Annotated in this window: 20 protein-coding genes; 14 read left to right on the top strand and 6 right to left on the bottom strand. The window is 62.9% G+C overall.

All coding sequences use genetic code 11. The features are described from left to right. Positions 1-12 precede the first annotated feature (12 nt). From AB6804_RS07835 to AB6804_RS07825, 3 genes are all read left to right on the top strand, one after another. Positions 13-693 (top strand): response regulator, encoded by a 681-nt coding sequence (locus tag AB6804_RS07835; protein WP_370885993.1) that lies wholly within the window; start codon positions 13-15, stop codon positions 691-693. Positions 694-798: 105 nt separating this feature from the next. Beyond that, positions 799-1,449 (top strand): response regulator, encoded by a 651-nt coding sequence (locus AB6804_RS07830; protein ID WP_370885992.1) that lies wholly within the window; start codon positions 799-801, stop codon positions 1,447-1,449. 279 nt (positions 1,450-1,728) lie between these two features. Beyond that, positions 1,729-4,605 (top strand): ATP-binding protein, encoded by a 2,877-nt coding sequence (locus tag AB6804_RS07825; protein ID WP_370885991.1) that lies wholly within the window; start codon positions 1,729-1,731, stop codon positions 4,603-4,605. Between the two features lie 33 nt (positions 4,606-4,638). Here AB6804_RS07825 and AB6804_RS07820 read toward each other — a convergent pair whose 3' ends face one another. Continuing rightward, on the bottom strand, positions 4,639-5,574 hold the full coding sequence (locus tag AB6804_RS07820) for a LysR family transcriptional regulator (protein ID WP_370885990.1): 936 nt from the start codon (positions 5,572-5,574) through the stop codon (positions 4,639-4,641). Positions 5,575-6,012: 438 nt separating this feature from the next. On the opposite strand from AB6804_RS07820, the gene AB6804_RS07815 reads away from it, so the two are divergent. From AB6804_RS07815 to AB6804_RS07805, 3 genes are all read left to right on the top strand, one after another. Next, positions 6,013-7,179 carry a porin gene (locus AB6804_RS07815; protein WP_370885989.1) on the top strand — a complete coding sequence of 389 codons (1,167 nt, stop codon included), beginning with the start codon at positions 6,013-6,015 and terminating at the stop codon, positions 7,177-7,179. A gap of 190 nt (positions 7,180-7,369) precedes the next feature. Continuing rightward, positions 7,370-7,816 (top strand): CHRD domain-containing protein, encoded by a 447-nt coding sequence (locus AB6804_RS07810; protein WP_370885988.1) that lies wholly within the window; start codon positions 7,370-7,372, stop codon positions 7,814-7,816. Between the two features lies 1 nt (position 7,817). Next, positions 7,818-8,741, top strand: coding sequence for an alpha/beta hydrolase (locus AB6804_RS07805; protein ID WP_370885987.1), 924 nt, complete (start codon positions 7,818-7,820; stop codon positions 8,739-8,741). On the opposite strand, the gene AB6804_RS07800 is transcribed toward AB6804_RS07805, so the two are convergent. Next, entirely contained in the window at positions 8,711-9,559 is an 849-nt protein-coding gene (locus AB6804_RS07800) for an EcsC family protein (RefSeq protein WP_370885986.1), read from the bottom strand. The genes AB6804_RS07805 and AB6804_RS07800 overlap by 31 nt on opposite strands. Before the next feature lie 106 nt (positions 9,560-9,665). Between AB6804_RS07800 and AB6804_RS07795 the strand changes: the two genes are divergently transcribed. Next, the gene (locus tag AB6804_RS07795; protein WP_370885985.1) at positions 9,666-11,261 is read left to right on the top strand and encodes an MFS transporter; all 1,596 of its coding nucleotides are present in this window, start codon (positions 9,666-9,668) and stop codon (positions 11,259-11,261) included. Positions 11,262-11,280: 19 nt separating this feature from the next. Further along, the gene (locus AB6804_RS07790) at positions 11,281-11,745 is read left to right on the top strand and encodes a MarR family winged helix-turn-helix transcriptional regulator (RefSeq protein WP_035961925.1); all 465 of its coding nucleotides are present in this window, start codon (positions 11,281-11,283) and stop codon (positions 11,743-11,745) included. Here AB6804_RS07790 and AB6804_RS07785 read toward each other — a convergent pair. Beyond that, entirely contained in the window at positions 11,742-13,016 is a 1,275-nt protein-coding gene (locus AB6804_RS07785) for an amino acid deaminase (RefSeq protein ID WP_370885984.1), read from the bottom strand. The genes AB6804_RS07790 and AB6804_RS07785 overlap by 4 nt on opposite strands. Positions 13,017-13,159: 143 nt before the next feature. Here AB6804_RS07785 and AB6804_RS07780 point away from each other — a divergent pair, with 143 nt between their 5' ends. Genes AB6804_RS07780 through AB6804_RS07770 form a run of 3 tightly spaced genes read left to right on the top strand, consistent with a single transcriptional unit; the run spans position 13,160 to position 15,963 of the window. After that, complete coding sequence (locus tag AB6804_RS07780; RefSeq protein WP_370885983.1) at positions 13,160-14,056, top strand: MurR/RpiR family transcriptional regulator; 897 nt, start codon at positions 13,160-13,162, stop codon at positions 14,054-14,056. Between the two features lie 11 nt (positions 14,057-14,067). Next, a complete protein-coding gene (locus AB6804_RS07775; RefSeq protein WP_370886264.1) occupies positions 14,068-15,546 on the top strand; it encodes an amidohydrolase family protein in 1,479 nt (492 codons plus the stop codon). Positions 15,547-15,576: 30 nt separating this feature from the next. After that, the gene (locus AB6804_RS07770) at positions 15,577-15,963 is read left to right on the top strand and encodes a RidA family protein (protein ID WP_244793544.1); all 387 of its coding nucleotides are present in this window, start codon (positions 15,577-15,579) and stop codon (positions 15,961-15,963) included. A gap of 240 nt (positions 15,964-16,203) precedes the next feature. Here AB6804_RS07770 and queF read toward each other — a convergent pair whose 3' ends face one another. Genes queF through ilvA form a run of 3 tightly spaced genes read right to left on the bottom strand, consistent with a single transcriptional unit; the run spans position 16,204 to position 19,472 of the window. After that, positions 16,204-17,028, bottom strand: coding sequence for an NADPH-dependent 7-cyano-7-deazaguanine reductase QueF (queF, locus tag AB6804_RS07765; RefSeq protein ID WP_370885982.1), 825 nt, complete (start codon positions 17,026-17,028; stop codon positions 16,204-16,206). After that, on the bottom strand, positions 17,025-17,936 hold the full coding sequence (locus AB6804_RS07760; protein ID WP_370885981.1) for a 5'-nucleotidase: 912 nt from the start codon (positions 17,934-17,936) through the stop codon (positions 17,025-17,027). The genes queF and AB6804_RS07760 overlap by 4 nt, the downstream gene beginning before the upstream one ends. 12 nt (positions 17,937-17,948) lie before the next feature. Beyond that, positions 17,949-19,472, bottom strand: a complete 1,524-nt coding sequence (gene ilvA / locus AB6804_RS07755) for a threonine ammonia-lyase, biosynthetic (RefSeq protein WP_370885980.1) — start codon at positions 19,470-19,472, stop codon at positions 17,949-17,951. A gap of 523 nt (positions 19,473-19,995) precedes the next feature. On the opposite strand from ilvA, the gene AB6804_RS07750 reads away from it, so the two are divergent. Genes AB6804_RS07750 through AB6804_RS07740 form a run of 3 tightly spaced genes read left to right on the top strand, consistent with a single transcriptional unit; the run spans position 19,996 to position 24,994 of the window. Continuing rightward, on the top strand, positions 19,996-24,090 hold the full coding sequence (locus AB6804_RS07750; protein ID WP_370885979.1) for a DUF3683 domain-containing protein: 4,095 nt from the start codon (positions 19,996-19,998) through the stop codon (positions 24,088-24,090). A gap of 37 nt (positions 24,091-24,127) precedes the next feature. After that, entirely contained in the window at positions 24,128-24,562 is a 435-nt protein-coding gene (locus AB6804_RS07745) for an HIT family protein (RefSeq protein ID WP_035961746.1), read from the top strand. 21 nt (positions 24,563-24,583) lie between these two features. Beyond that, the gene (locus AB6804_RS07740) at positions 24,584-24,994 is read left to right on the top strand and encodes a gamma-butyrobetaine hydroxylase-like domain-containing protein (RefSeq protein ID WP_244793540.1); all 411 of its coding nucleotides are present in this window, start codon (positions 24,584-24,586) and stop codon (positions 24,992-24,994) included. Positions 24,995-25,032: the final 38 nt, after the last annotated feature.

The following is a 25,032-nucleotide window of genomic DNA, read 5'->3' as shown; positions in this document are numbered from 1 at the left end:
GGGTATGAAGCGATGGAATTCGGGAATGGAAACGAAGTCTTTTCGAGCAAAAGAATAACACGGCTCGCGATTGCAGATGACCATCCGCTGGTTGTTCTCGCAATCGAACGGTTCGCTGCAAACTTTCCAAATGTCGAAGTCGTTAGCCGGAGCGTAGATTCGACCGAACTTGATGACGCACTTGCCAAGAACGAATGCGACGTCGCGGTCGTCGACTTCTACATGCCGGGCGGCCGCTATGGCGACGGCGTTAAGCTAATCCAGCACATCGCAGACCGTTATCCGGATGTCCGCATCGTGGTTTTGTCGCGGACTGATAACGCTGCGTTGGTCAAAGAGGCACTGGACGCCGGAGCGCATGCGTTCCTCAGCAAGGAGGACCGGCTGGATCTCTTGTACGTCGCAATCGTCTCGGCCATCGCAAACGAAACGTATCTTGGCCCCGCCATTCGCCGGACGCTGGCCGTGGCCAATGTCGAGAGTCGAGCGCGCTTTATCCGCCAACGGCTGACGGGGCGTGAACTGGAAGTCATCGAGCGTTACGCGCGCGGTTCGAATGTCACGGAGATTGCGAAAGATCTGGCGCGTAGCGTGAAGACCATCAGCGCGCAAAAATGCGCAGCCATGCGAAAACTCGATCTTGCAACGGATGCGGACCTGTATCGCTTCATTGCAGACAGCGATCTTATCTGAACGGGACGCAGAAAGATCAAGTCGCAGTAAAGACCGGCTTTCTGGAGACAGCACGGTCAATCGAGGGCGTCAATTCCTCGGTCACAAAACATAATTAATAACAATATGACGATAAAAGCACCACTGCGGGCCATCGTTGCGGACGATCATCCCGCAGTAGTAAAGGGAATCAAAACGTTTCTCGAACGAGACGGCGCAATCCAAGTGATCGCCACGGCAGAAGACACACTTCAACTCGCCGAAGCGCTCGACACGACTTCTTGCGATTACGTTTTCTCCGATATCGGTATGCGCGGCATGGACGGAGAAAGCAGTTCCATCGCCTTTCTCAGGGATTTGTCGTGGCAGGAAAGGCGTCCGAAAGTCATCGTCGTCACGATGATTTCCCACAGCCGCATGCTGGCCGGGCTGCTTCAGTTGGGAATCGACGGGATCATCGATAAGCGGGACTCGCTCGAATGCCTGACTGAAGCCGTTTCCGTCACCCGAAACGGCGGCCGCTTTCTTTCGCCTTGTGCCGCCGAAGCAGTCAGCCGTCTTCCCAACAGTTCGCCCGCGCGGGCCGGTGTGTTGAGCCGGCGCGAATGGGAGGTCTTCCGGCTCTACGCGAGCGGCCTTCTGATTCATGACATCGCCAAGCGCTTCGGCAGAAGCAGCAAGACGATCGCCACGCAGAAGCGCAGCGGCATGCGCAAGCTCGGCCTCGAAACGGAGACCGAACTCATCGAATATCTACGGCAGGTCGGCCTCGTCTGACACGCTGACGTTCTTCTTTTCAGAGCGGCTTAAGCCGTATTTGAGAAGCGTCCGATTTTCCTCGGATGCATCGACGCTCAGACTCATGCGACGCCGTCGAGACAAACCTCGACGCCTCGCCGTGAGCGCACATGCCGCACTCGCCCGCTGAAGATCGCCGGCGCGACTGCGCGCCGCTGTGTCCTGCCGCAAGGGCACGCGTCTTCTGAGAGAGTCGAATTGAAATCGTTGCTCACGCGTCATTGGTTCCTGCTGCTTCTTCTCTCGTCTCCGGCGTGCATGGCGGCAAATCTCGATAATCCCGCGCCCGTTTGCGAATGGGACATCAGCGCGCTTCGCCTGCTGCCCGCGCTCATTGGCGTGGCGGCCGTCTTCGGCGTGACGCTCCGCGCGTTCATCCTTTTACAGCGCGAGATGAACCGGCGCATCCTGACCGAGCAGCGACTCGCGACTCAGCTCAGCTTTCAGCAGACGATGATGGAAGTCGTGCCCTATCCGCTCGTCGCGAAGGACATGAACAATCGCTACATCGCCGTCAACCGCGCGTTCGAAGAGGCACTCGGCGTGCGGCGCGAGGACATCATCGGCCGGACGAGCATGGAGGCGGCCGCGTGGGGCGACGTCAACAGCCGCCTGCTGAACGATATTTGTATCGCAACGCTTCAAACGGGCGAACGGCATGAGCTGGAGGCGGAATTCATCGACATTCGCGGCCGTTCGCGCTATGGCCTGTTCTGGACCGGAGCGTTCTCCGCGTCCAACGGCAGCCGGGCGGGCATTGTCGGAACAATGATCGACATTACCGATATCCGCGATGCCGAGTTGCGCGCACGCCGCACTGAACAACGGCTTCACGACGTGACGCGGTCCTTGCCGGCGATCGTCTTTCAGTTGCGCCGCGAAAGCGACGGTCGATACAGTTTGCCGTATCTCAATGGCGATACCCGGCAGTTGCTCGGGATCGACCTCGCAGCGCTCGCCGACAGTCCGATCAATGTGCTGCATCATGTCCACGTCGAAGACAGCGCGCGCCTGCTCTCGGAAATCGAAACATCGTCGCGCACGCTGCAACCCGTGCATACCCAGTTCCGCGTCAACGTGAAAGGCGGGGCGCGATGGATACGTGCCGCCCTGGTCGCGCGTCAGGAGGACGACACCGGCGCGGTGGTCTGGAGCGGCTACTGGGCCGATGCGACCGTCGACCATGCACGCGCCGAAGAACTCGCGCGCGCCAGAGACGCGGCGGAAGCGGCGTCACGCGCGAAAGACGATTTCCTCGCCATGATGAGCCATGAAATACGCACGCCGATGAATGGCGTGCCCGGACTCGTCGAAGTGTTCGAAAACACGCCGCTGAATCCGGACCAGTCGCAGATGCTCGGGATGATTCAGGATTCGGCGAGCGCACTGCTGCAAATCCTCGACGATCTGCTCGACTACACGAAGATCGAGGCGGGGAAACTGACCATCGAATCGACGCCGATTGACTTGCGCGAACTGGTGGACAACGCCGTCGGCCTGCTTGCGGGGCGTGCTCATGAAAAGGGCTTGCGCGTGCGTGTCGATGTCGCTCCCGAAGTGGCGGCCAGCCTTCGCAGCGACAGCGTGCGGCTGCGTCAGATTCTCTTCAACCTGATGAGCAACGCCATCAAGTTCACGATAAGGGGCGAAGTCGCGCTGCAGGTTCGCGCGGTCGAAGGTACTGCGTCCGAGCAAGTCATCGAAGTGCGGGTGACGGATACCGGCATCGGCATCGATCCCGCGGCGCAGGACAAGCTGTTCGAGCCGTTCGTGCAGGCGGAAACGTCGATCACGCGGCGCTTCGGCGGCACGGGGCTCGGGCTGACGATCTGCAACAGGCTCGTCGCGTTGATGGGCGGGACGCTGAAGCTGCAGAGCGAAGTGGGCGTCGGCACGTCGATGACGGTGCGTCTCATAATGCCCGTCGAAACGCAGCAGTATCAAATGGACGGATTGCGCGGCAGACGCGGCATCGTTGCCGTCGACGACGACTCCGTCGCCATCGCGCTGGTCAACTTCGGCCAGGCGCTCGGGCTGAGCTTAGAGCGAATCGAGCCCGATCATCCGCGCCTGCATTCGCCGACCACGTTCGACGGCGTCGATCTCGTCTTCCTCAGCGACACGCGCAATGTTCGCCTGCCGCAGGGCCTGCGGGTGATTCACGTGACGGAGAAGCCGAAGCCTACCGGCTATCGCGTCCTCGAAGACGACGTTCGCGTGAGCGTGAATCCGCTTTCGTGGCGCGGGCTGGGCGCAGCGTGCGTCGCGGCGCTGACAGGCATGCCGCAAGTCGCGGTCAACGCGACGCTCGGACAGCCTTCCAAGCTGGAAGCGCCCGGGCGCGAACAGGCGTTGCGCAGCGGCCGCCTCGTGCTCGTGGCGGAAGATCATCCGGTGAATCAGGAATTGATCCGGCATCAGCTTTCCTTGCTCGGCTTCGCGTGCGATGTCGTGCACGACGGCGTCGAGGCGCTCGCGGCCCTCGAGACGACGCGCTACGGCTTTCTCATCACCGATTGCCATATGCCGAACATGACGGGTTATGAGCTCGCGCGGCGTGTGCGAGCGAAGGAAAAAGGCACGTCGCGTCGCTTGCCGATTCTTGCCATCACCGCGAGCACCTGCTCTAGCGAGTCGACGAGGTGCCGGGAAGCCGGCATGGACGATTTCCTGATCAAGCCCACACGCCTCGCGACACTACGCGAGCACCTGAACCGCTGGAAGGCGTCGGAGCGGCCGGGGCCAAGACACCACGCGCAAAGGCACGACACGCACGCGCAACCGGGCGATGCCGTCGAAGCGCTCGATATCAGCGGCATGGCGCAACTGTGGGGCAGCGAAGCGACTGTCAAGGCGCTGCTCGATGCATTCGTTTCGTCCTTCCGCGACGATCTGGCGGCGCTCGAAGAACTGCTCGACCACGGCACCGTCGACCATTTGCGCGACTGGCATCATCGCGTGGTGGGCGCGGTGAGCGTCCTGCAATATCGGCCATTACTCGATGCACTCGAAGCGTTCCGTCGTGATCTGCCAGAGAAAAGCTGCGAAGTCAGGCGAAGCGAAGGCCGTGCACTGATCACGCGATGCAAGGAATTGCTCGGACGTATTGAGGCGCAAGGGGCGTCGATCACCTGACGCGATGCAAGCTCAGTGCGCCCTGCTCAGAGTTCAGTCCAATGTCGCGACGTGGCCCGCTTCGGCGGGCGCGCGATCGCGGAAGTACGCGAGCGCGAAATCCACGAAGGAGCGCGTCTTCGCGGAGACATACCGCCGGCCCGGGTAGACGATGGACACCTGCTTGTCCGCATCCTTGATCGAATAGTCTGATAAGACGCGCACGAGCACGCCCGTTTCGATGTCCTGCGCGACGTAGCTTTCTGGCAGCACGGCGATTCCCATCCCCGACACCGCCGCCTGACGCAGCATGGGCGAACTGTTCACCATGTACGCCGGATCAAGCGATACGTCTTCGTGGACTCCTAATGATCCGATGAACGTCCACGTCGAACCGTGAATGTCGGTCGATGGCGCGAGGAACTCGTGCTTCGACAACATGGCGGGCCGCGTGGGCATGCCGCGCCGCTGCAAATATTCCGGCGATGCAACGAGCGCTGCCGCCACCTTGAACAACGGGCGGTTGATGAGCGTGCCGCTGTTCACGAGATGCGGCACGACAATGCCGGCATCGAAACCTTCATCGACGAGATCAACAGGGCGGTGCAACAGGGTGAGACGCAGCTTGACGCTCGGATAGCGATCGCGAAACGCGCGCAGCATCGGCGTCAATTCGAACAACGAAAACGAAGCGGACGCAACGAGCTTGAGCGTTCCGGACGGATCGACAGAACTGTTCGCGACTGTTGCCTCGATTGTCTCCACTTGTTCGATCACTGCGCGACAGCCGTCGGCATAGGCTCGTCCGGCTTCGGTCAGCGACACGCTGCGCGTGGTGCGATTCAGCAGGCGCGTGTTCAGGTGAGTTTCGAGCAGTGAGACGTAGCGAGTGACGACCGCGTTGGAGAGATCGAGCGCCGCAGCCGCGCGACCGAAGGATTCGGTTTCGGAGACTTTGAGAAAGACGCGCATCGCCTGGAGCTGATTCATGGCGCAGAAAACCTCGAGCGATGGACAGGTGCTTGTTGCCTTGATCGGAGCGAGCGGCAGATAAGCGCCGCTTTCGCGTGCGCGATGTTATGCGGGTGTGAAGGCCAACGTAATCGGAGAACTCTGACTATTGCAGCATGTGGCTATGAGACCACTGTCGCGTGTCCGCAACTAAGGGGAGGTGAGACCGATTGCGGCAACATTTTGGTACTGCGGTAAGTGCAAGATGCCTAAGCGTTAACTCATATTGAAATTCGATTTTTCGAATTGTTCGAAAAGATTTTTGTGTGCCTTTGGGGTGGTGGCGGCAAAAAGGGGAGCCATACACTTTGGGCTGCCGAATATCGGTGGATGGCATACGGCGGGATGTGGTCCCGAACATGCCCAGACGCCGCGAGCAACCCTATCGAGTCATATGACTCTTCCAAAGGAACACACATGAAAAAGACTCTGATTGTAGCGGCCGTCGCCGCATCGTTCGCAACTGCCGCGAGCGCGCAGAGCAGCGTTACGCTGTATGGTCTGGTCGATGCCGGCTTCACTTATGTGAATAATGTGCAGGCTGGGAAAGGCGCAGACCATCTCAAGGACAGCCAGTGGAACATGCGTGGCGGCAACGTCAACATGAGCCGTTGGGGTCTGCGTGGCGCCGAGGATCTGGGCGGCGGCATGAAGGCAATCTTCACGTTGGAAAGCGGCTTCGACGTTGCTAACGGCGGCAGCCTGGGCGGTAGCGGCTTCGGTCGTCAAGCGTACGTTGGTCTGTCGACGCACGCAGGCACGGTCACGCTCGGCCACCAGACGGATTCCGTGACCGACTACCTCGGTCCGATCAGCGCAACCGGCTCGTGGGGCGGCACGTTCTTCGCACATCCGGGCAATCTGGATAACCTGAACGGCGATCTGTTCCGTGAGAACAACTCCGTCAAGTTCCAGAGCGCGAACTACGCTGGCCTGACGTTCAGCGGCCTGTATGCATTCTCGAATGCTGCTGGCAGCTTCGCAGCTAACCGCGCATACAGCGTTGGTGCTGGTTACGCGAATGCTGGCCTGAAGCTGGGCGCTGCATACATGCAAGCGAACTTGCATGACAACGGTGGCAACTACGGCAGCGCGATCACGGGCGTTACGGTCGACGTGCCGAACATGCAAGACAGCCAACTGTTCAACTCCGGTATCGATCGCCAGCGCACTTTCGGTGCAGGCGGCAGCTACTCGATCGGCGCTGTGACCTTCGGTGCACTGTGGACGCAAATCCGTCAGGATAGCTACGAGTCCAACGTTGCTTCGAACATCATCAACAACTACGAAGTGAACGGTCGTTACGCGCTGACGCCGGCACTCTCGCTGGGTGCTGCTTACACGTTCACGAACGCCAAGTTCAGCACTGTGGCCGGCGAATCGACTCATGTTCGCTTCCACCAGTTCGGCCTGCAGACGGACTACGCTCTGTCGAAGCGCACCGACATTTATGCTGAAGGCGTGGTTCAAGTCGCCAGCGGTTTGCCGGAAGGCGTGATGCCGTACGCCGGCATCAGCGGCGTTCCGAACTCCTCGAGCAGCCGTCAGGTTCTCGTGACGACGGGTATCCGTCACCGCTTCTAAAGCGGGCTGAGCAGTACGCAGTTCTGTAGTTGAGTAGCAAGAAAAGGGCGCCGCGAGGCGCCCTTTTCGCGTTTGTAACCAGAAAGCCAGCGCACCAGAACAGCAGCGTCTGAAATCCGAATGCACTACCATGACGATGCAGCCGACGCCCGCATCGGCGCGTCCGGCGCAAAGAAACGGAGGATGAAAAATGCTCTCGACATGCAGGCCACATTTCCTTCGGACCGCAGCCATCGTTCTGGCGCTGACGGCATCGGCCGTCGCGCATGCCGATGTCGTCGCGCTCAAAGCGAACCTTCAGCCTTCGAGCGAAGTCCCGCCGCGCGTGAGCAAAGGCCACGGCTTGCTCGACGCCACATTCGACACGCAGACCCGCCAGCTCACCTGGACCGCGACATACGCCGAGCTATCCGGCCCGGTCACGATGGCTCACTTCCACGGCCCCGCGCCGGTCGGCCAGAACGCCAAAGTGCAGGTGCCGGTCGATAAGCGCGCGTTGTCCAGCCCGATGAAAGGCCAGGCGACACTCACCGAGCCGCAGGTAACCGACCTCATGGCGGGCCAGTGGTACTTCAATATTCACACGCAGGAAAACCCAACTGGCGAGCTTCGCGGTCAGGTGATGCCGTCGAACTGAGATGAGCTGGCAAAGTGCGCTGGCGTGCTGGGCGGTGCGGCGCCGCATGCGTCCTGAGACGGCCAGGCCGACGCTCGACGTCGATCGCGCCCGGGCGTACACATCGCGGCGAATATGGTCGCCGGGCGTGCCCAAGAGCCACCATCTCGTGATACGCGCCGACGGCGAATGGCTCCGTACTGCCGAACCGCGCAGCACGATTCTCTACCTGCACGGCGGCGGCTATTACTTCTGCTCGCCGCAGAGCCATCGCGCGATCAGCTTCGGCCTTGCCATGCGCGCGCACGCCAACGTCTTCTCGCTCGATTACCGCCTCGCGCCCGAACATCGTTTTCCGGCGGCAGTCGATGACGCCGTCGCCGCTTACCGCGCTTTGATCGCGGATGGCGTTGCGCAGCAATCAATCGTCATCGCGGGCGATTCAGCCGGCGGCGGCCTCGCGCTCGCGACACTGCTCGCCCTGCGCGATGCCGGCGATGCCCTGCCGGCCGGCGCCGTGCTGTTCTCACCGTGGACGGACCTGACGTGCAGCGGCGCATCGATGCGGACGAACGAGGGCCGCGATCCCATGTTCCATGCGCCGGTGTTCCCGAAAGTCGCAGCGCAATATCTGGGCGATGCCGACGCAAGGCACCCCTACGCCTCTCCGCTGTTCGGCACGTTCGAAGGCTTGCCGCCGCTGATGATCCACGCCGCCGACACAGAACTTCTGCTCGACGACTCGACGCGCGTCGCGGACAAAGCGCGCACCGCGGGCGTACGCGTCGATCTCCGAATCTGGCGCGACGTGCCGCACATCTTTCAGATCTGGGCGCCTTTCATGCCCGAAGCGCGCGAGGCATTGTCACAGGCGGCCCAGTTCATCGACGCAGTGACATCCGCATCCGCGCGCACTCACCGCCCGCCCATGACCTCGATGGTCTGATACGCGCGCTCGACCGCCGCCGTCCCATACTGCCGCTCGAGCCGCCGAACGGTGAAGTGGCCGTGCGCCATCTGCTGAAAGTGGTCGATGAACACGGTGTTCACCATCGCGCCGAGCACCGCGCCGATCGCCGGAACGGACTTCGCGGCGACCTGCTCGCTGACCTGCACCGAGAAACGCGATGCGATCGTCTGCAGGAATTTGAGCAGCGCTGTGGAACCGTGCCCCGCCAGCCCCTTTGCCGAAATCTCGGTCGTTGCGCGCGATACGGACTGCGCGAGCGCCCCCCGCACGATGAAATAGCCGAGGTCCGCGTTGTCGTCGTCTTTTCGCGTGCCGCCCATGCCGAGCACCATCAGGCATTGCAACTGCGTGTCGACACGATGCACGTCTTCGCCTTCGCTTCGCGCGATGTCGCAGATCGAGCGGAACATCAGCGTCGTCGTGACCGGCAACTCCACCGGCAACGCGAACAGCCCGAACGCGCCGCCCGCCGCGCCGGTCGTCGCGACGGCGAGCTTGTGGAGCAGGTTGCTCGGTTTGTCCGGCGGCGGCGCGAGCAGCGAACCGGCCGACGAGCCCTTGCCGAGCGTGCGCAGCGCGATCTGCAGGCATTTCTTGAGTGCGAGCTGCGTCGCCTCGTCGATTTTTTCCTGAGCGGCGTTGGGCAGGCGGCCCATGAGTTTTTCGATCGGCGCGCCGATGACGCTCGCGAGCTTCATCGTCAGCGACGGACTTTCGAGTGCTTCCTTGGCGCGGGAGAGGGCGGCGAAGTCCTCGGGCGTAAGCGGCGATGTGATGATCGGCGTCGGTTCCATGCGATGTTTCTTGTATAGAAATGAGAAGTTGACCACGCAGCTTAGAGCGCAACAGCGTGCTATGATTCACTTTCCGTTGACTAGTCAACAATTGTGCTTGCAAAAAATGGCCGTTCATACAGCCGCGCATCATTCGAGTGGGCAGGTTTTGCCGTTCCGCGAATCGCTCATGGCGATGCTCGGCATCTCCTTCGTCACGATGCTCGTCGCGCTCGACCAGACCGTCGTCGGCACTGCGCTGCCGACCATCGTCGCCGAGCTTAGGGGCTTCGACCTCTACGCGTGGGTCGCGACCTCCTATCTTCTGACATCCGTCATCACCGTGCCGATCTTCGGGCGTCTCGGCGATTACTACGGCCGCAAGCCGTTCGTGATCGCATCGATCGTCGTGTTCACCGTTGCGTCCGTGTTGTGCGGGCTCGCCAACAGCATGATGTTCCTCGTGCTTGCGCGGGGCTTGCAGGGTATCGGCGGGGGGATGCTGGTCGGCACGGCGTTCGCGTGCATCGCCGATCTCTTTCCGGACAATGTCGTGCGCCTGCGCTGGCAAGTGCTGATGAGTTCGGCTTTCGGCATCGCGAATGCCGTCGGGCCGTCGCTCGGCGGTTTTCTCACGCAGTACGCCGGCTGGCGCTCCGTCTTCTACGTCAATTTGCCGGTAGGCGTGCTGTCGCTGTTCTTCGTGTGGCGTTTTCTTCCGCATCTCCGGCACGTGGCGCACGAAGGAAAGATGCGGCTTGACTGGCCTGGCGCGGTGCTGATCGCCGTGGCGCTCGGCGCGTTGCAACTGTTCGTCGAATTGCTGCCGAAACACGGCCTCAGCGTCGAAACGCTGGCCTTGCTCGCAGCAAGCGTGGTGGCGGCGTATGCGCTGTGGAAATGGGAAACGCGTTGCAGCTACGCCATCCTGCCGGTGGACATGTTCCGTAACCCGAGCCTCGCCGCGCTATTCACGCTCGCGGTGATGGGCGGCTTCACCATGTTTTCGCTGCTCTTCTACGCGCCGCTGCTGTTTCAGGGTGGATTCGGCATGTCGCCGAAAGACGCGGGCCTGATGATTACGCCGCTCGTCGTGTTCATCACGATCGGCAGTATTCTGAACGGACGCATCGTGACGCGGCTGTCGAATGCCAATCTGATGCTTTACATCGGCTTCAGCCTGCTCGTCGTGTCGTGCCTCGGCGTGGTCGTGGCCACCCACGCGATGCCTCGCGCGCTGCTCCTCGTCTTCATGCTGCTCGGCGGCCTCGGGCTCGGCTTCGTGATGCCGAATCTCACCGTATTCGCGCAGCAGACCGCGGGACGCCAGCATCTCGGCATTGCGACGGCGCTGCTGCAATCGCTGCGCATGATCGGCGGGATGATCGGCACGGCGCTGACCGGCACGCTCGTGAGTCATCTGTATGCGAGCGGCGTGGAGCTTGCGCTTGCAAAGGATCGCGCGATGCAGTGGCTCGCCGATCTGTCCGATCCGCAAATTCTCATCAATCTCGATGGTCAGCGCACCGTGCTCGCTCAACTGAGTGCAGCCGGCCATGACGGCGCGATGCTGCTCGAAGCGGCGCGCGAGGCGCTCGTCGCGGCGATCCACATCGGCCTCGCGGTGGCGGCGGTGGTCGCGGTGCTGTCCGTGTGGCAATCGCGCCGCGTGCCGCCGGTGCGCTTGAAAGGGCCGCAAGAACCGGTCATTCTCGCCGAATGAAGACCGAGGAGGCACGAGCATGAACGAACAGGATCGTATCGCCGTGGTGCAACAGTTTGGACGCACGTATCGCGCATTCATGTCGGCGTTCGAGTCGGCGGTGGGCCAGCCGATGCCGCGCTGGCGCATCCTCCTCGCGCTGCACGAGCACGCCGGCGTGGTGTCGCAGAAGATGCTGGTCGAGCGACTGCGAGTCGATCCGGGCGCGCTGACGCGCCAGTTGAAGGCGCTCGAGGCGCTCGGCTGGGTCGTGCGCAGCGTCGATGCGCGGGACAATCGCGTATCGAACGTCGCGCTGACGGACGAGGGCCGCACGGCGACGGAACAAGGTCTGCCGCGCCGCAACGCGTTCCTGCACGACACGATGGCCGCGATGCCCGACGACGCGATCGAAGCGCTGTCCAGCGCGCTTCACATGCTCGAAGCGCGCATTCAGGACGTGGCCGCATCGAACGCGGCGGCGAGCATCGAAGATAAAGCTTAGAAGAACGTTTCGATGACCTCGGTCACGCGATACTTCGCGTCGACGACGAGCACCTGACGCCACTTGTCGAACGTGAGGCACGGGTGCGAAATGTCGAACGCAATCATGTCGCCCACTTTCACGTCGTCGCCCGGCTTGATGCGCAGATACGCGTGCTGATCCATCAGGCCGAACACTTCCCAACCTTCGTCCGCCGACACATCGCGCGGCGCCTCGTTGCCCGGACGATAATGCTTCGCCGGCTCCGGCATGCCCGCGTCGAACGCGGAATCGCGCTTGCCGAGCCCGATGATCGCGCGATCCGGCTCCGGAATGGACTGCACGTAGGCCCACAATTGCAGCGCGGGCTTGAGGCCCTGGCCCATCTTCTTCGCAATCGGATTGCGCGCGAAAATTTCGTTCTGCGCTTTCTTGTAGATGCCGACGTCGTGCGTCAGATAGCAGCCGGGGCGCAGCACGACTTCGATCGCGTCGCTGTTGGCCTTCGCGAATTCGTCGGCGACGACGTCGTACCACGCCGAACCCGCGCCTGACAGAATCGCCGGCGTCCGTGCAATGCGGCCTTCCGCGCTCAGCGTCCGCGTGATATCGACGGCGCTCTTCAGGAACTCGCGCACCTTCGACTCATCCTGCAACACGCCTTCGTACAGTTCCACGCCCGCGAGTTCGATCGTGCCCGGCCAGCGCGCGATCGCCGCGAGCACGGCTTCGCGTTGCGCATCGTCGCGCACGCCGGTGCGTCCGCCCGGCACGCCAAGCTCGATCAGCACGTTCAGTTTCTTGCGGACATCGCTGAAGAACGCGCCGAGCTGATCGACGCCATCGGCTGAATCGACCAGACAGAAGAACTCGAAGTCCGGATCGGTCAGCAACTCCGCGATCATGCCCATGTTGCGCTTGCCGACGAGCTGATTCGCCATCAATACGCGATGCACGCCGCCGCGATACGCCGCGCGCACCTGATGCGCCGTCGCGAGCGTGATGCCCCATGCGCCAGTGTCGAGCTGACGGCGAAAGAGTTGCGGCGCCATCGTCGTCTTGCCGTGCGGCGCGAGTTTCACGCCGTACTCGCCGACGAACGCCTGCATCCACTTCAGATTGTGCTCGATGCGTTCCGCGTACAGCACGGCGGCCGGCAAACTCACCTCTTCGTCGAGCAGGTTCCATTGCAGGCGGCCCGCATCCTTCAACTGGATGCCGGTGCCCGGCACCATGCCGAGGCCTTTGCCGAACGGGTCGATTGTCGCGTTCTGATAGTTTGTAACTTTCATGTGCTACTGCTCCATCGTGCGTTTGGGTGCATTTCTGTCGATGCTTAATGACGCTGCGGTTGACGGCACTATGGTACCCAAAGTAGCATCGGCGATGGAATTGTTATTTAGTAACACGCGCACAGCGTAAACCCGACCCCACGATGAACGGCCACGCCGACCCGCTCAGTTTCGATATCGTCGCGCGCATTGCCGAACGCGCGCCGGAGTTGCGCAGCGCCGAACGCAAGGTCGCCGCGCTGATTCTCGACGATCTCACGGGCGCGTCGCGGGCGAGCATCGGCGCGCTCGCGGACAAGGCCGAGGTCAGCATCGCGACGGTGACGCGCTTCGCGAAGGCCGTCGGCTGCGAAGACGTGCGCGAACTGAAGTTGCGGCTCGCACAGGCGGCGGCGGTTGGCCAGCGGTTCCTGAAAATCGACACCGATCAGGGCGACGCCGAGCCCGCGTCGCTCGCTGCCCGCATCTTCGACGAAGTGCAGGCGACGCTCGCGCAAAACCAGGGTGCGCTGCGTTCCGCGCCGATCGGCGAAGCCGCCGACGCGCTCGCCGCCGCGTCGATGATCTACGTGTTCGGCATGGGCGGCGGCTCGACCGCGCTCGCCGACGAAATGCGCTTTCGCCTCGTGCGGCTCGGGCGTCCGGTGGCGTCTTATCAGGATGGACTGCTGCAACGCATGGTGGCCGCGACGCTGTCGAAAGAGCAGGTGGTCGTCGCGCTGTCCGTGACCGGGCAGACGCCCGAAATGCTCGAAAGCTGCCGGCTCGCACGCGAGTACGGGGCGCGCGTGATCGCGCTGACCGCGCCGGCCTCGCCGCTCGGCGCGCTTGCGGACTGGCTGATTCCGGTCATCGCAATCGAAACGGATTTCATCTACAAGCCGTCGTCGTCGCGTTACGCGATGATGATGGCGCTCGATCTGCTCGTCACGGAACTGGCCGTCAAACAGGCCGACCGCAGCCGCGAACTGCTGCGCCGCATGAAGCACGCGCTCGACGCGCATCGCGGCGGCGGCGAGCGTCAACCTTTGGGAGACTGATCATGGCGATCATGGAGAAGGCCGACACGCTGATCGTCGGCGCGCGCGTGATCGACGGCACGGGCGCGCCCGCCGTCGAACGCGATGTCGCGGTGCGCGACGGACGCATCGTGGCGATGGCCGAGCCGGGCGGCTTGTCGGCCTGGACCGCCGGCGAGGTCGTCGATGCGCGCGGCAAGGTGCTCGCGCCCGGTTTCATCGACGTTCACACGCACGACGACACGCATGTCATCCGCTCGCCGCAGATGATGCCGAAGATCACGCAGGGCGTGACGACGGTGATCGTCGGCAATTGCGGGATCAGCGCGTCGCCGGTGACGCTGAAGGGCGAGCCGCCCGACCCGATGAACCTGCTCGGCGATGCATCCGCGTTTCAGTATCCGACCTTCGCCGCGTATGTCGATGCCGTGAACGGCGCGCGCCCGTCCGTGAACGTCGGCGCGCTGATCGGCCATACGGCGCTGCGCAACAATCACATGGACCGGCTCGATCGCGCCGCCACCGCCGATGAAATCGCCGGCATGCGCGCGCAGCTCGAAGAGGCGCTCGATAACGGCGCATTGGGGTTGTCGAGCGGGCTCGCGTACGGCTCGGCGTTCAATGCGCCGCCCGAGGAAGTGCAGGCGCTGGCGGAGCCGCTCGGCAAAGCGGGCGCGCTCTACACGACGCACATGCGGACCGAATTCGACGCGATCCTCGACGCGATGAACGAAGCGTACGGCGTCGGCCGTCATGCCAGCGTGCCGGTGGTGATTTCGCATCTGAAGTGCGCGGGGCCGTCGAACTGGGGGCGCAGCGTGGAAGTGCTGCGGTCGCTGGAGACGGTGCGCGACGGACAGCCGGTTGGCTGCGATTGCTATCCGTATAACCGCAGTTCATCGACGCTCGATCTCAAGCAGGTGACGGGCGATATCGACATCACGATCACGTGGTCGGAGCCGCATCCGGAGATGGCGGGCAAGCTGATTCGCGAGGTGGCGGCCGAGTGGAGCGTGAGCCAGCAGGAAGCGGCGAAGCGCCTGCAACCGGCGGGCGCGGTGTATCACAACATGTCGGAGGACGACGTGAGGCGCATCCTGTCGCATCCCGCGACGATGATCGGCTCCGATGGCTTGCCGAACGATCCGCTGCCGCATCCGCGCTTGTGGGGCGCGTTTCCGCGCGTGCTCGGCCACTATGCGCGCGATACGGCATTGATATCGCTCGAAGAAGCGGTGCGCAAGATGACGAGCTTGTCGGCGCGACGCTTCGGCCTGAGCGAGCGTGGCGAAGTGAAGGTGGGTTATCACGCGGATCTGGTCGTGTTCGATCCCGAGCGCGTGCGTGATGCCGCGACGTTCGCAAAGCCGCAGCAGGCGGCCGATGGCATCGACGCGGTGTGGGTGAATGGCGTATTGACGTATCGCGAGCAGGCCGTGACGGGCGCGCGCGCGGGACGTTTCGTGGCGCGCGGTGCGGCATCCAGACTGGATGCAGCCGGCGCCTTTTGAGAATCTGTTGCGTTGAGAAGGAGTGGAAAGATGAAGCGTTATGGCGTGGAAGGCGGCAAGGGACAAGGCGGCGCGCATATGCCGTTCGCACGCGCGGTCGAAGCCGATGGCTGGCTCTTCGTGTCGGGCCAGACGCCGATGCAGGACGGCGAGGTGATCAATGGCGGCATCGTCGAGCAATCGCACAAGGCGATTCAGAACGTGATCGCGATTCTCGAAGAAGCGGGATACGGCACGGAGCATGTGGTGCGCTGCGGCGTATGGCTGGACGATCCGCGCGACTTTGCTTCGTTCAACAAGGTGTTCAAGGAGTATTTCGGTGCGAATCCGCCGGCACGCGCTTGTGTCGTGTCGTCGATGGTGATCGATTGCAAGGTCGAGGTCGATTGCGTGGCTTATAAGAAGCCTGGGGCGTAACCGGACTGTGCGGGCGCTTTGTCTCGGTGAGGCGAGGCTGCTTTTATCGCTGTGCCGTGCGATTCGACTCCTTGAATCGACACCTGTCAGCGATTCGACGGGACTCGCACCGTCAGCTATCCGGACGACCGAATGGTGAAGCTGCGGCATGCGCGCGAATGCCTTGTCCGCGCAAGCTTCGCCACACTCTGGTCAATGAGAGCAGAGACGCGCCTGCGCGCTCCTGCTCTCATCCAGTAATCACTGCCTCGCCAGCCGCGCGTTATCCGGCATCGGCAAATTGAAATTCGTCCGGAACGGGTTGATATCCAACCCTCCGCGCCGCGTATATCGCGCATAAACCGCGAGCCTCTCCGGCTTACACTCCCGCATGATGTCCATGAAAATGCGCTCCACGCATTGCTCATGAAACCCCGTATGCTCGCGATACGAAACGATATACCGCAGCAATCCCGCGTGATCGATCTGTCCGCCGTAATAGCGAATCTGCACGCTTCCCCAATCGGGCTGTCCCGTCACCGGGCAATTCGATTTCAGCAGATTGGAGAACAGCGTCTCGTCGACCGGCGCTTCGTCATGCGACGCCTTCAGCAGCGATGCATCCGGCGAATAGACTTCGCAATCCAGATCGAGCCGATCCAGCGACAAACCATCGAACTCTTCCATCGAGAGCTTGCCGAAATCCGCCGGCGGCGTGAGCAGCACCGAAACCGTCGCGCCGCAAATCGCGGAAACATCGCGCTTGATGGCGGCACGCACCTCATCGATGGAATCGAATCGCGTCTGCGCGAACGAGCCGAGATAAAGCTTGAACGACTTCGATTCCACGATATTCGGCGATTCCGCCGGCACGAAGAACGTCGCCACGGCAATTTGCGGCTTGCCATTCCGGTTCAGCCACGACAATTCGTAGGCGTTCCAGATATCGGTGCCGAAAAAGGGCAGGCGCGCCGGAACGCCGATCGCATCGCGCGCACGCTTGCGATCGATCGGAAAGAGCAGCGAAGAATCGTATTGTTCGGTGTAGTTGACGGCCTTGCCGAGCGGAGATTGGTCGGGTGTCATGATGCGTTCGCTATGCCGCTGAGAACGTGCCCGGTCGCAGTCACGACGCGAGCCGATTCGCAGTGGCGGATTTGGTCGTCGAAGAAAAAGTCGGGCTCGAATTCGCGCAGGAATTCGCCCTTGTCCAGTCCGCCCAGGAACATCGCTTCGTCGATTTCGATGTCCCACGCCATCAGCGTCCGGATCGCGCGTTCGTGCGCGGGAGCGGAGCGCGCCGTGACGAGCGCGGTGCGGATGTGCATCGACGACGCCTTCTCGTTGTCGTCGGCGATGCGTTGCAGCTTGTTCAGCGCCGCCAGCAGCGGCTTCAGCGGCCCGCCCGGCAGCGGCAGATCCTTCTTGTCGATCTCATGGCCGACGAACGCCGACAAACCATCCGCCTGAAATACGCGCTCGGCTTCGTCGGAAAACAGCACGGCGTCGCCGTCGAACGCAATGCGGATCTCGTCAGCATAACGGCTCGCGGCGCGCGGCGTTTCGGGCAACGCGCGTGCAGCCGGAAAGCCAGCCGCGAGCGCGTCGCGTACATCGTCGGGATTCGCCGACAGAAATAGCGACGCCCGCAGCGGTTTCAAGTACGCGAACGGCGAGCGGCCGCGCGTGAACACGCCGCGCTCGATCGTCAGGCCATGCTCGCGGCACGAATGAAACGCGCGCAGCCCGCTGATCGGATCGCTGCGCGAGAGAATCACCACTTCGACGCGCTGCTCTTGCGCGTTCAATGCGAGCAGCTTGCGAATCAGCCCGAACGCGACGCCCGGCTTCGCGGGCGTGTCCAGCCGCGTGCGTTGCAGCGCCTCGTAACGGGAGAGATCGCCCGTCTCATAGACGCGGTTCTCTTCTTCGAAGTCGAAGAGCGCACGCGACGAAATCGCGACGACGAGCTTGTCTTCGAGCGTGAAGGCCATCGGCTTGCGCTCTCAGGCGAGAAACAGCTTGTACACCGGATTCGCGCCCTCGTCCCACCACGGATAGCCAAGCGTCGCGAGGAAGCGCTCGAACTCGGCGTTGTCCGACTGCGGCACCTGAATGCCGACGAGAATAGAGCTGTAATCCGCGCCCTGGTTCCGATAATGGAAGAGGCTGATGTTCCAGTCCGGCGCCATCGACGAAAGGAACTTCATCAGCGCGCCCGGCCGCTCGGGGAATTCGAAACGCAGCAGCCGTTCGTCCTGCGCGAGCGGCGAGTGGCCGCCGACCATGTAGCGGATGTGCTGCTTCGAGAGTTCGTCGTGCGACAGGTCGACGGTCGCAAAGCCATGCTCGACGAACGACGACATCATCTGCGCCGTCTCGACGCGCGACTTGATCTGCACGCCGACGAAGATATGCGCGGCCCGCGCATCCGCGATGCGGTAGTTGAACTCGGTCACGCTGCGGTCGCCGACCAACTCGCAGAATCGCCTGAAGCTGCCGCGCTCTTCGGGAATCGTCACGGCGAACACCGCTTCGCGCGCCTCGCCGACTTCCGCGCGCTCCGCGACGAAACGCATGCGGTCGAAATTCATGTTCGCGCCCGAGGTCACGGCGATCAGCGTTTTTCCTTCGATGCCCTCGCGCTCCGCATACAGCTTCGCGCCCGCCACCGCCAGCGATCCGGCCGGCTCGAGCACGCTGCGCGTATCCTGGAAGACGTCCTTGATCGCGGCGCAGAGCGCGTCGGTATCGACGGTCAGCACTTCGTCGAGCAGTTCGCTGCACAGGCGGAACGTTTCCTCGCCGACGAGCTTCACCGCCGTGCCGTCCGAGAACAGGCCGACCTCACTGAGCGTCACGCGTTCGCCGGCCTTGATCGAGCGCGCCATCGCGCAGGAATCTTCGGTCTGCACGCCGATCACCCGGATTTCCGGGCGCACCGATTTCACATACGCCGCGACGCCCGCCGCCAGCCCGCCGCCGCCGATTGGCACGAAGATCGCGTGAATCGGACCCTGATGCTGGCGCAGAATTTCCATCGCGACGGTGCCTTGCCCGGCGATCACGTCGGGATCGTCGAACGGATGCACGAAGGTCAGGCCGCGTTCTTCCTGCAACTCGACGGCGCGCGCATAGGCGTCGCTATACGATTCGCCCGCCAGCACGACTTCGACCGTCGGGCCGCCGTGAGCGCGGATCGCGTCGATCTTCACCTGCGGCGTGGTTGTGGGCACGGCAATGACCGCGCGGCAGCCGAGCCGCGCCGCCGACAGCGCCACGCCCTGCGCATGATTGCCCGCCGAAGCCGTAACCACGCCGCGCGAGAGCACGTCGGCGGGAAGATTCGCCATCTTGTTATAGGCGCCGCGAATCTTGAACGAGAAAACCGGCTGGTTGTCTTCGCGCTTCAGATAGACGGAATTGCGCAGCCGCGCCGACAGATTGCGGGCGGGCTCGAGCTCGCTTTCTCGCGCGACATCGTAGACGCGCGCGGTCAGCACTTTCTTCAGGTAGTCGGGATGTTTCATGCGGGAAATCGTCAGGCAGGCCGAAGCTGCGGTTTTTCAGGGCGAAAACGTCAATGATAGCCGCAAAGGGACGCTTTCCCGGTTACGAGCACGACCGACCGGACGGACGGACGGTGAAAAGCGCGCAAATGCGCGATTTTGCGTCGAAAAAAGACGCGCAAAGACGTCTTTCGGCTGCTAGCGCCGGCAAACGGCCTTTTTCGCGATGGGTTAGAATTTCCTTTTACAAATCAGCAATCAGGATCGGCAGATGCACTGGCAGCTTCGGATCGATATGTCGGCGCGCGCCGCCCGCGAGCGTCACGCCGCGTCCGAGCGACACGCGCGCCACACGCGATCGTGGCGCTGATCTTGGGCACATCGAAGGCGTCGTCGTGAGGGTAGCCGTCACCGGCATGCCGCCACATATCGGCCATTCACCCGCCTTCGCAAGAAAAGTCTCAATCGAAAATCTGCGCCCCACGCGCATCGTCGGCGTTTCCGCTTTCCGAAGCACACGCGCCGATACACCGAACCGTCGACCATGAACGCACCTCAAGCCTTCGATCCGAACGGCGCCCATGCCGCCTTGGCGCTCGATGTCGAGCCCCGTCTGCGTGAGATTCCGTATAACTACACGTCGTTTTCCGATCGCGAAATCGTCATGCGGCTGCTTGGCGACGAAGCCTGGGCCGCGCTCGACGAGCTGCGCGCGGAACGCCGCACCGGCCGCTCCGCGCGCATGCTGTACGAAGTGCTCGGCGATATCTGGGCCGTGCGCCGCAATCCGTATCTGCAGGACGACCTGCTCGACAACCCGAAGCGCCGCGCGATGCTCGTCGAGGCGCTGAATCACCGGCTCGCGGAAATCGAAAAGCGGCGCAGCGCCGACTTGTCCGAGCACAGCGCCGAAGCCGGCAGCCGTGAGCGCGCCGAACGCGTGCAACTGCTGGTCGCGGCCGCGCGCCGCGCCGTCGACGATTTCGCCGCCGAATTCGACCGCATGGCGGACTTGCGCCGCCGCGCGTCGCGCGTGCTGGGCAAGCAAACGCAGAAGGACAACATCCGCTTCGATGGCTTGTCGCGCGTCTCGCACGTGACCGACGCGACCGACTGGCGCGTGGAATATCCGTTCGTCGTGCTGACGCCGGACACCGAAGCCGAAATCGCCGGGCTGATCAAGGCGTGCTTCGAACTCGGTCTCACCGTGATTCCGCGTGGAGGCGGCACCGGCTACACGGGCGGCGCGATTCCCCTCACGCCGTTCTCGGCGGTCATCAACACGGAGAAGCTGGAACAATTGGGGCCGGTCGAGATGACCGACCTGCCGGGCGTGGATCGCAAGGTCGCGACGATTTTCTCCGGCGCGGGCGTCGTCACGCGGCGCGTCACGGAAGCGGCCGAGCAGGCGGGCTTCGTGTTCGCCGTCGATCCGACTTCGCTCGATGCGTCCTGCGTCGGCGGCAACGTGGCGATGAACGCGGGCGGCAAGAAGGCCGTCCTGTGGGGCACGGCGCTCGACAATCTCGCGTGGTGGCGCATGGTCGATCCCGAAGGCAACTGGCTCGAAGTCACGCGGCTCGGCCATAACATCGGGAAGATTCACGACGTGGATGTCGCGCGCTTCCGCCTCGACTGGTTCGACGGGAGTCGCGCGCCGGGCGAAAAGCTGATCCGCACGGAGAACCTCGATATCGCGGGCCGCACGTTCCGCAAGGAAGGGCTCGGCAAGGACGTGACCGACAAGTTCCTGTCCGGCCTGCCGGGCGTGCAGAAGGAAGGCTGCGACGGGCTCATCACGTCCGCGCGCTGGATTCTGCACAAGATGCCGGCGCATACGCGCACCGTCTGCCTCGAATTCTTCGGCCAGGCGCGCGACGCGATTCCGAGCATCGTCGAAATCAAGGACTATCTGTTCGAAACGTCGAAGCAGGGCGGCGCGATCCTCGCCGGTCTGGAGCATCTCGACGAGCGCTATCTGCGCGCGGTCGGCTACGCGACGAAGAGCAAGCGCAACGCGTTCCCGAAGATGGTCCTGATCGGCGATATCGTCGGCGACGATGCCGATGCCGTCGCGCAGGCCACGTCGGAAGTCGTCCGCATGGCGAACGGCAAAAGCGGCGAAGGCTTCGTGGCAGTGAGCGCCGAAGCGCGCAAGCGTTTCTGGCTCGACCGCTCGCGCACGGCCGCCATCGCGAAGCACACGAACGCGTTCAAGATCAACGAAGACGTCGTGATCCCGCTTAATCGGATGGGCGAGTACACGGACGGCATCGAGCGCATCAACATCGAACTGTCGATCAAGAACAAGCTGCAATTGCTCGACGCGCTCGAAACCTTCTTCCGCAACGGCAAGCTGCCGCTCGGCAAGAGCGACGACGCCAACGAAATTCCCAGCGCGGAACTGCTCGAAGACCGCGTGCAGCAGGCGCTCGATCTGCTCAAGCGCGTGCGAAACCGCTGGAACTTTGTCGGCGAAAAGCTCGACATGCCGTTGCGCGAGGCGCAGCACTATCTCGTCGGGCTGGGCTACGAGGCGCTTGCGGAGAAGTTCGCGGATCGCGTGGACGTGCAGCCGGACGCCAACGTGTTCCATCTCGCCCAGGACCGCACGCTGCGCGTCTCGTGGAAGCAGGAGATTCGCGCGGAACTGCGCCAGATCTTCAACGGCGGCGAGTTCAAGCCGATCCTCGACGAAGCGCAGGCCATCCACAAGCAGGTATTGCGCGGCCGCGTGTTCGTCGCGCTGCACATGCACGCGGGCGATGGCAACGTCCACACGAACATTCCGGTGAACTCGGACAACTACGAGATGCTGCAGGACGCGCATCGCGCGGTCGCGCGCATCATGAAGCTCGCGCGTTCGCTCGATGGCGTGATCTCGGGCGAGCACGGCATCGGCATCACGAAGCTGGAGTTCCTGACCGAAGACGAGATCGGCGAGTTCCGCGCGTACAAGCGGCGCGTCGATCCGCAAGGGCGCTTCAACGCCGGCAAGCTGCTCGAAGGCGCGGACCTGCGCAACGCCTACACGCCGTCGTTCGGGCTGATGGGCTATGAATCGATCATCATGCAGCAGTCGGATATCGGCGCAATCTCCGATTCCATCAAGGACTGCCTGCGCTGCGGCAAGTGCAAGCCGGTCTGCGCGACGCACGTGCCGCGTGCGAACCTCCTGTACAGCCCGCGCAACAAGATTCTCGCGACCTCGCTGCTCGTCGAAGCGTTCCTGTACGAAGAGCAGACGCGCCGCGGCGTGTCGATCAAGCACTGGGACGAGTTCAACGACGTAGCCGATCACTGCACGGTCTGCCACAAGTGCGCGACGCCGTGCCCGGTGAAGATCGACTTCGGCGATGTGTCGATGAACATGCGCAACCTGCTGCGCAAGATGGGCAAGAAGAAGTTCAACGCGGGCAACGCGGCGGGCATGTTCTTCCTGAACGCGACGAATCCGCAAACCATCAACCTTGCGCGCACCGCGATGATGGGCGTCGGCTACAAGGCGCAGCGTCTCGGCAACGACCTCTTCAAGCGGTTCGCAAAGAAGCAGACGGCCAAGCCGCCCGCGACGGTCGGCAAGCCGACCGCCGTCACGCAGGTGATTCACTTCGTGAACAAGAAGATGCCGGGCAACCTGCCGAAGAAGACGGCGCGCGCGCTGCTGGATATCGAGGACAACAAGATCGTTCCGATCATCCGCAATCCGAAGACGACGACTGTCGATTCGGAAGCCGTGTTCTATTTCCCCGGCTGCGGCTCCGAGCGTCTGTTCTCGCAAGTCGGCCTCGCCACCCAGGCGATGCTGTGGGAAGCGGGCGTGCAGACCGTCCTGCCGCCGGGCTATCTGTGCTGCGGCTATCCGCAGCGCGGCGCGGGGCAGTACGACAAGGCCGAGAAGATCGTCACGGATAACCGCGTGCTGTTCCATCGCGTGGCCAATACGCTGAACTATCTCGATATCAAGACCGTGGTCGTGTCGTGCGGAACGTGCTACGACCAGCTCGCGGGCTATGAATTCGAGAAGATCTTCCCCGGCTGCCGGATCATCGACATTCACGAATTTCTGCTCGAGAAGAACATCAAGCTCGAAGGCGTGAAGGGCACGCGCTACATGTATCACGACCCGTGTCACTCGCCGATCAAGACGATGGACCCGGTGAAGCTCGTCAACGAGCTGATGGGCTCGGAGAACGACGGCTACAAGATCCAGAAGAACGATCGCTGCTGCGGCGAGTCGGGCACGCTGGCGGTCACGCGTCCGGACATTTCGACGCAAGTGCGCTTCCGCAAGGAAGAGGAAATCCGCAAGGGCGCGGCGCAACTGCGCGGCATTCCGATCGCAGCGGTTGCCGGTTCGAACGCGATCAACCCGATGAACGCATCCGCGGGCACGGCCGGCGCGGCGCCGGGCTCGGTGTTGTCGGCGGGCGATGGCGCGCAGACCAACGGCACGGACGTGAAGATCCTGACGAGCTGCCCGTCGTGCCTGCAAGGGCTTTCGCGTTACAACGAGGACGCGAACATCGAGGCTGACTATATCGTCGTGGAAATCGCGCGCAAGACGCTCGGCGAGAACTGGATGGAGCAGTACGTCGAACGCGCGAATAATGGCGGTATCGAGCGCGTGCTGGTGTAATAGCGGAATCGAAGTTCGATTTCGTTAGAGGGTCGCGATGGACTGTGTGTTTTGCCGTGAAGACGGCGGCGAAGTGCTGTGGGCGGACGACGCATTGCGCGTCGTCCTTGCCGATGAACCGGACTGGCCGGGCCTGTGCCGGGTCGTCTGGGGCGCGCACGTCGCCGAAATGTCCGATCTGCCGGACGCGGACCGCATGCGCGTGATGACCGCCGTCAACGGCGTCGAACGCGTCATGCGCCGCGTGCTCGTGCCCGAGAAGATCAATCTGGCGAGCCTCGGCAATCAGGTGCCGCACGTTCACTGGCACGTCATCCCTCGCTTTTCCAACGATTCCCGTTTTCCGCTGCCCATCTGGGCGCCGCGTCAGCGCACGGTCTCCGAAGCGCAGCTATCGAAACGCCGCGCGCAGGCGACGCTCTTGCGCGAAGCCATTCGCAACGAGCTGAATCAGGCGTTCGGCCACCATTAATCTCAAAAGACAAGGCTCATCATGAGCGGACTGACATCGACGACGCCGATTCCCACCGGCGTCGTTCTGCATTCGAAATCCCGCGTGCTCGAACTGCAATACGGCGACGGCGAGTCGTATCGCGTGCCGTTCGAACTGCTGCGCGTCTATTCTCCGTCCGCCGAAGTGCAGGGCCACGGGCCGGGGCAGGAGACCCTGCAGACGGGCAAGCGCGAGGTGGGCATCATCGGCGTGGAGCCGGTCGGCCATTACGCGCTGCAACTCAATTTCTCGGACGGCCACAACACCGGCATTTATTCGTGGGACATTCTTTACGATCTCGCGACGCGGCAGGACGCCCTGTGGCGCGACTATCTGGCGAAGCTGGAAGCCGCCGGTATGGACCGCGACGCGCCGATGGCGGCGAAGGCGTCGGGCGGCCACTGTCACTGAACAAACGATTCGCGGCATAACGCCGCATGGCCGGCGCG

The sequence above is a fragment of the Caballeronia sp. RCC_10 genome (assembly GCF_041360715.1).
Classification (GTDB): Bacteria; Pseudomonadota; Gammaproteobacteria; order Burkholderiales; family Burkholderiaceae; genus Caballeronia; species Caballeronia grimmiae.
Note: the sequence above shows the minus strand (reverse complement) of the source record. Positions and strands in the feature narration are given on the sequence as shown.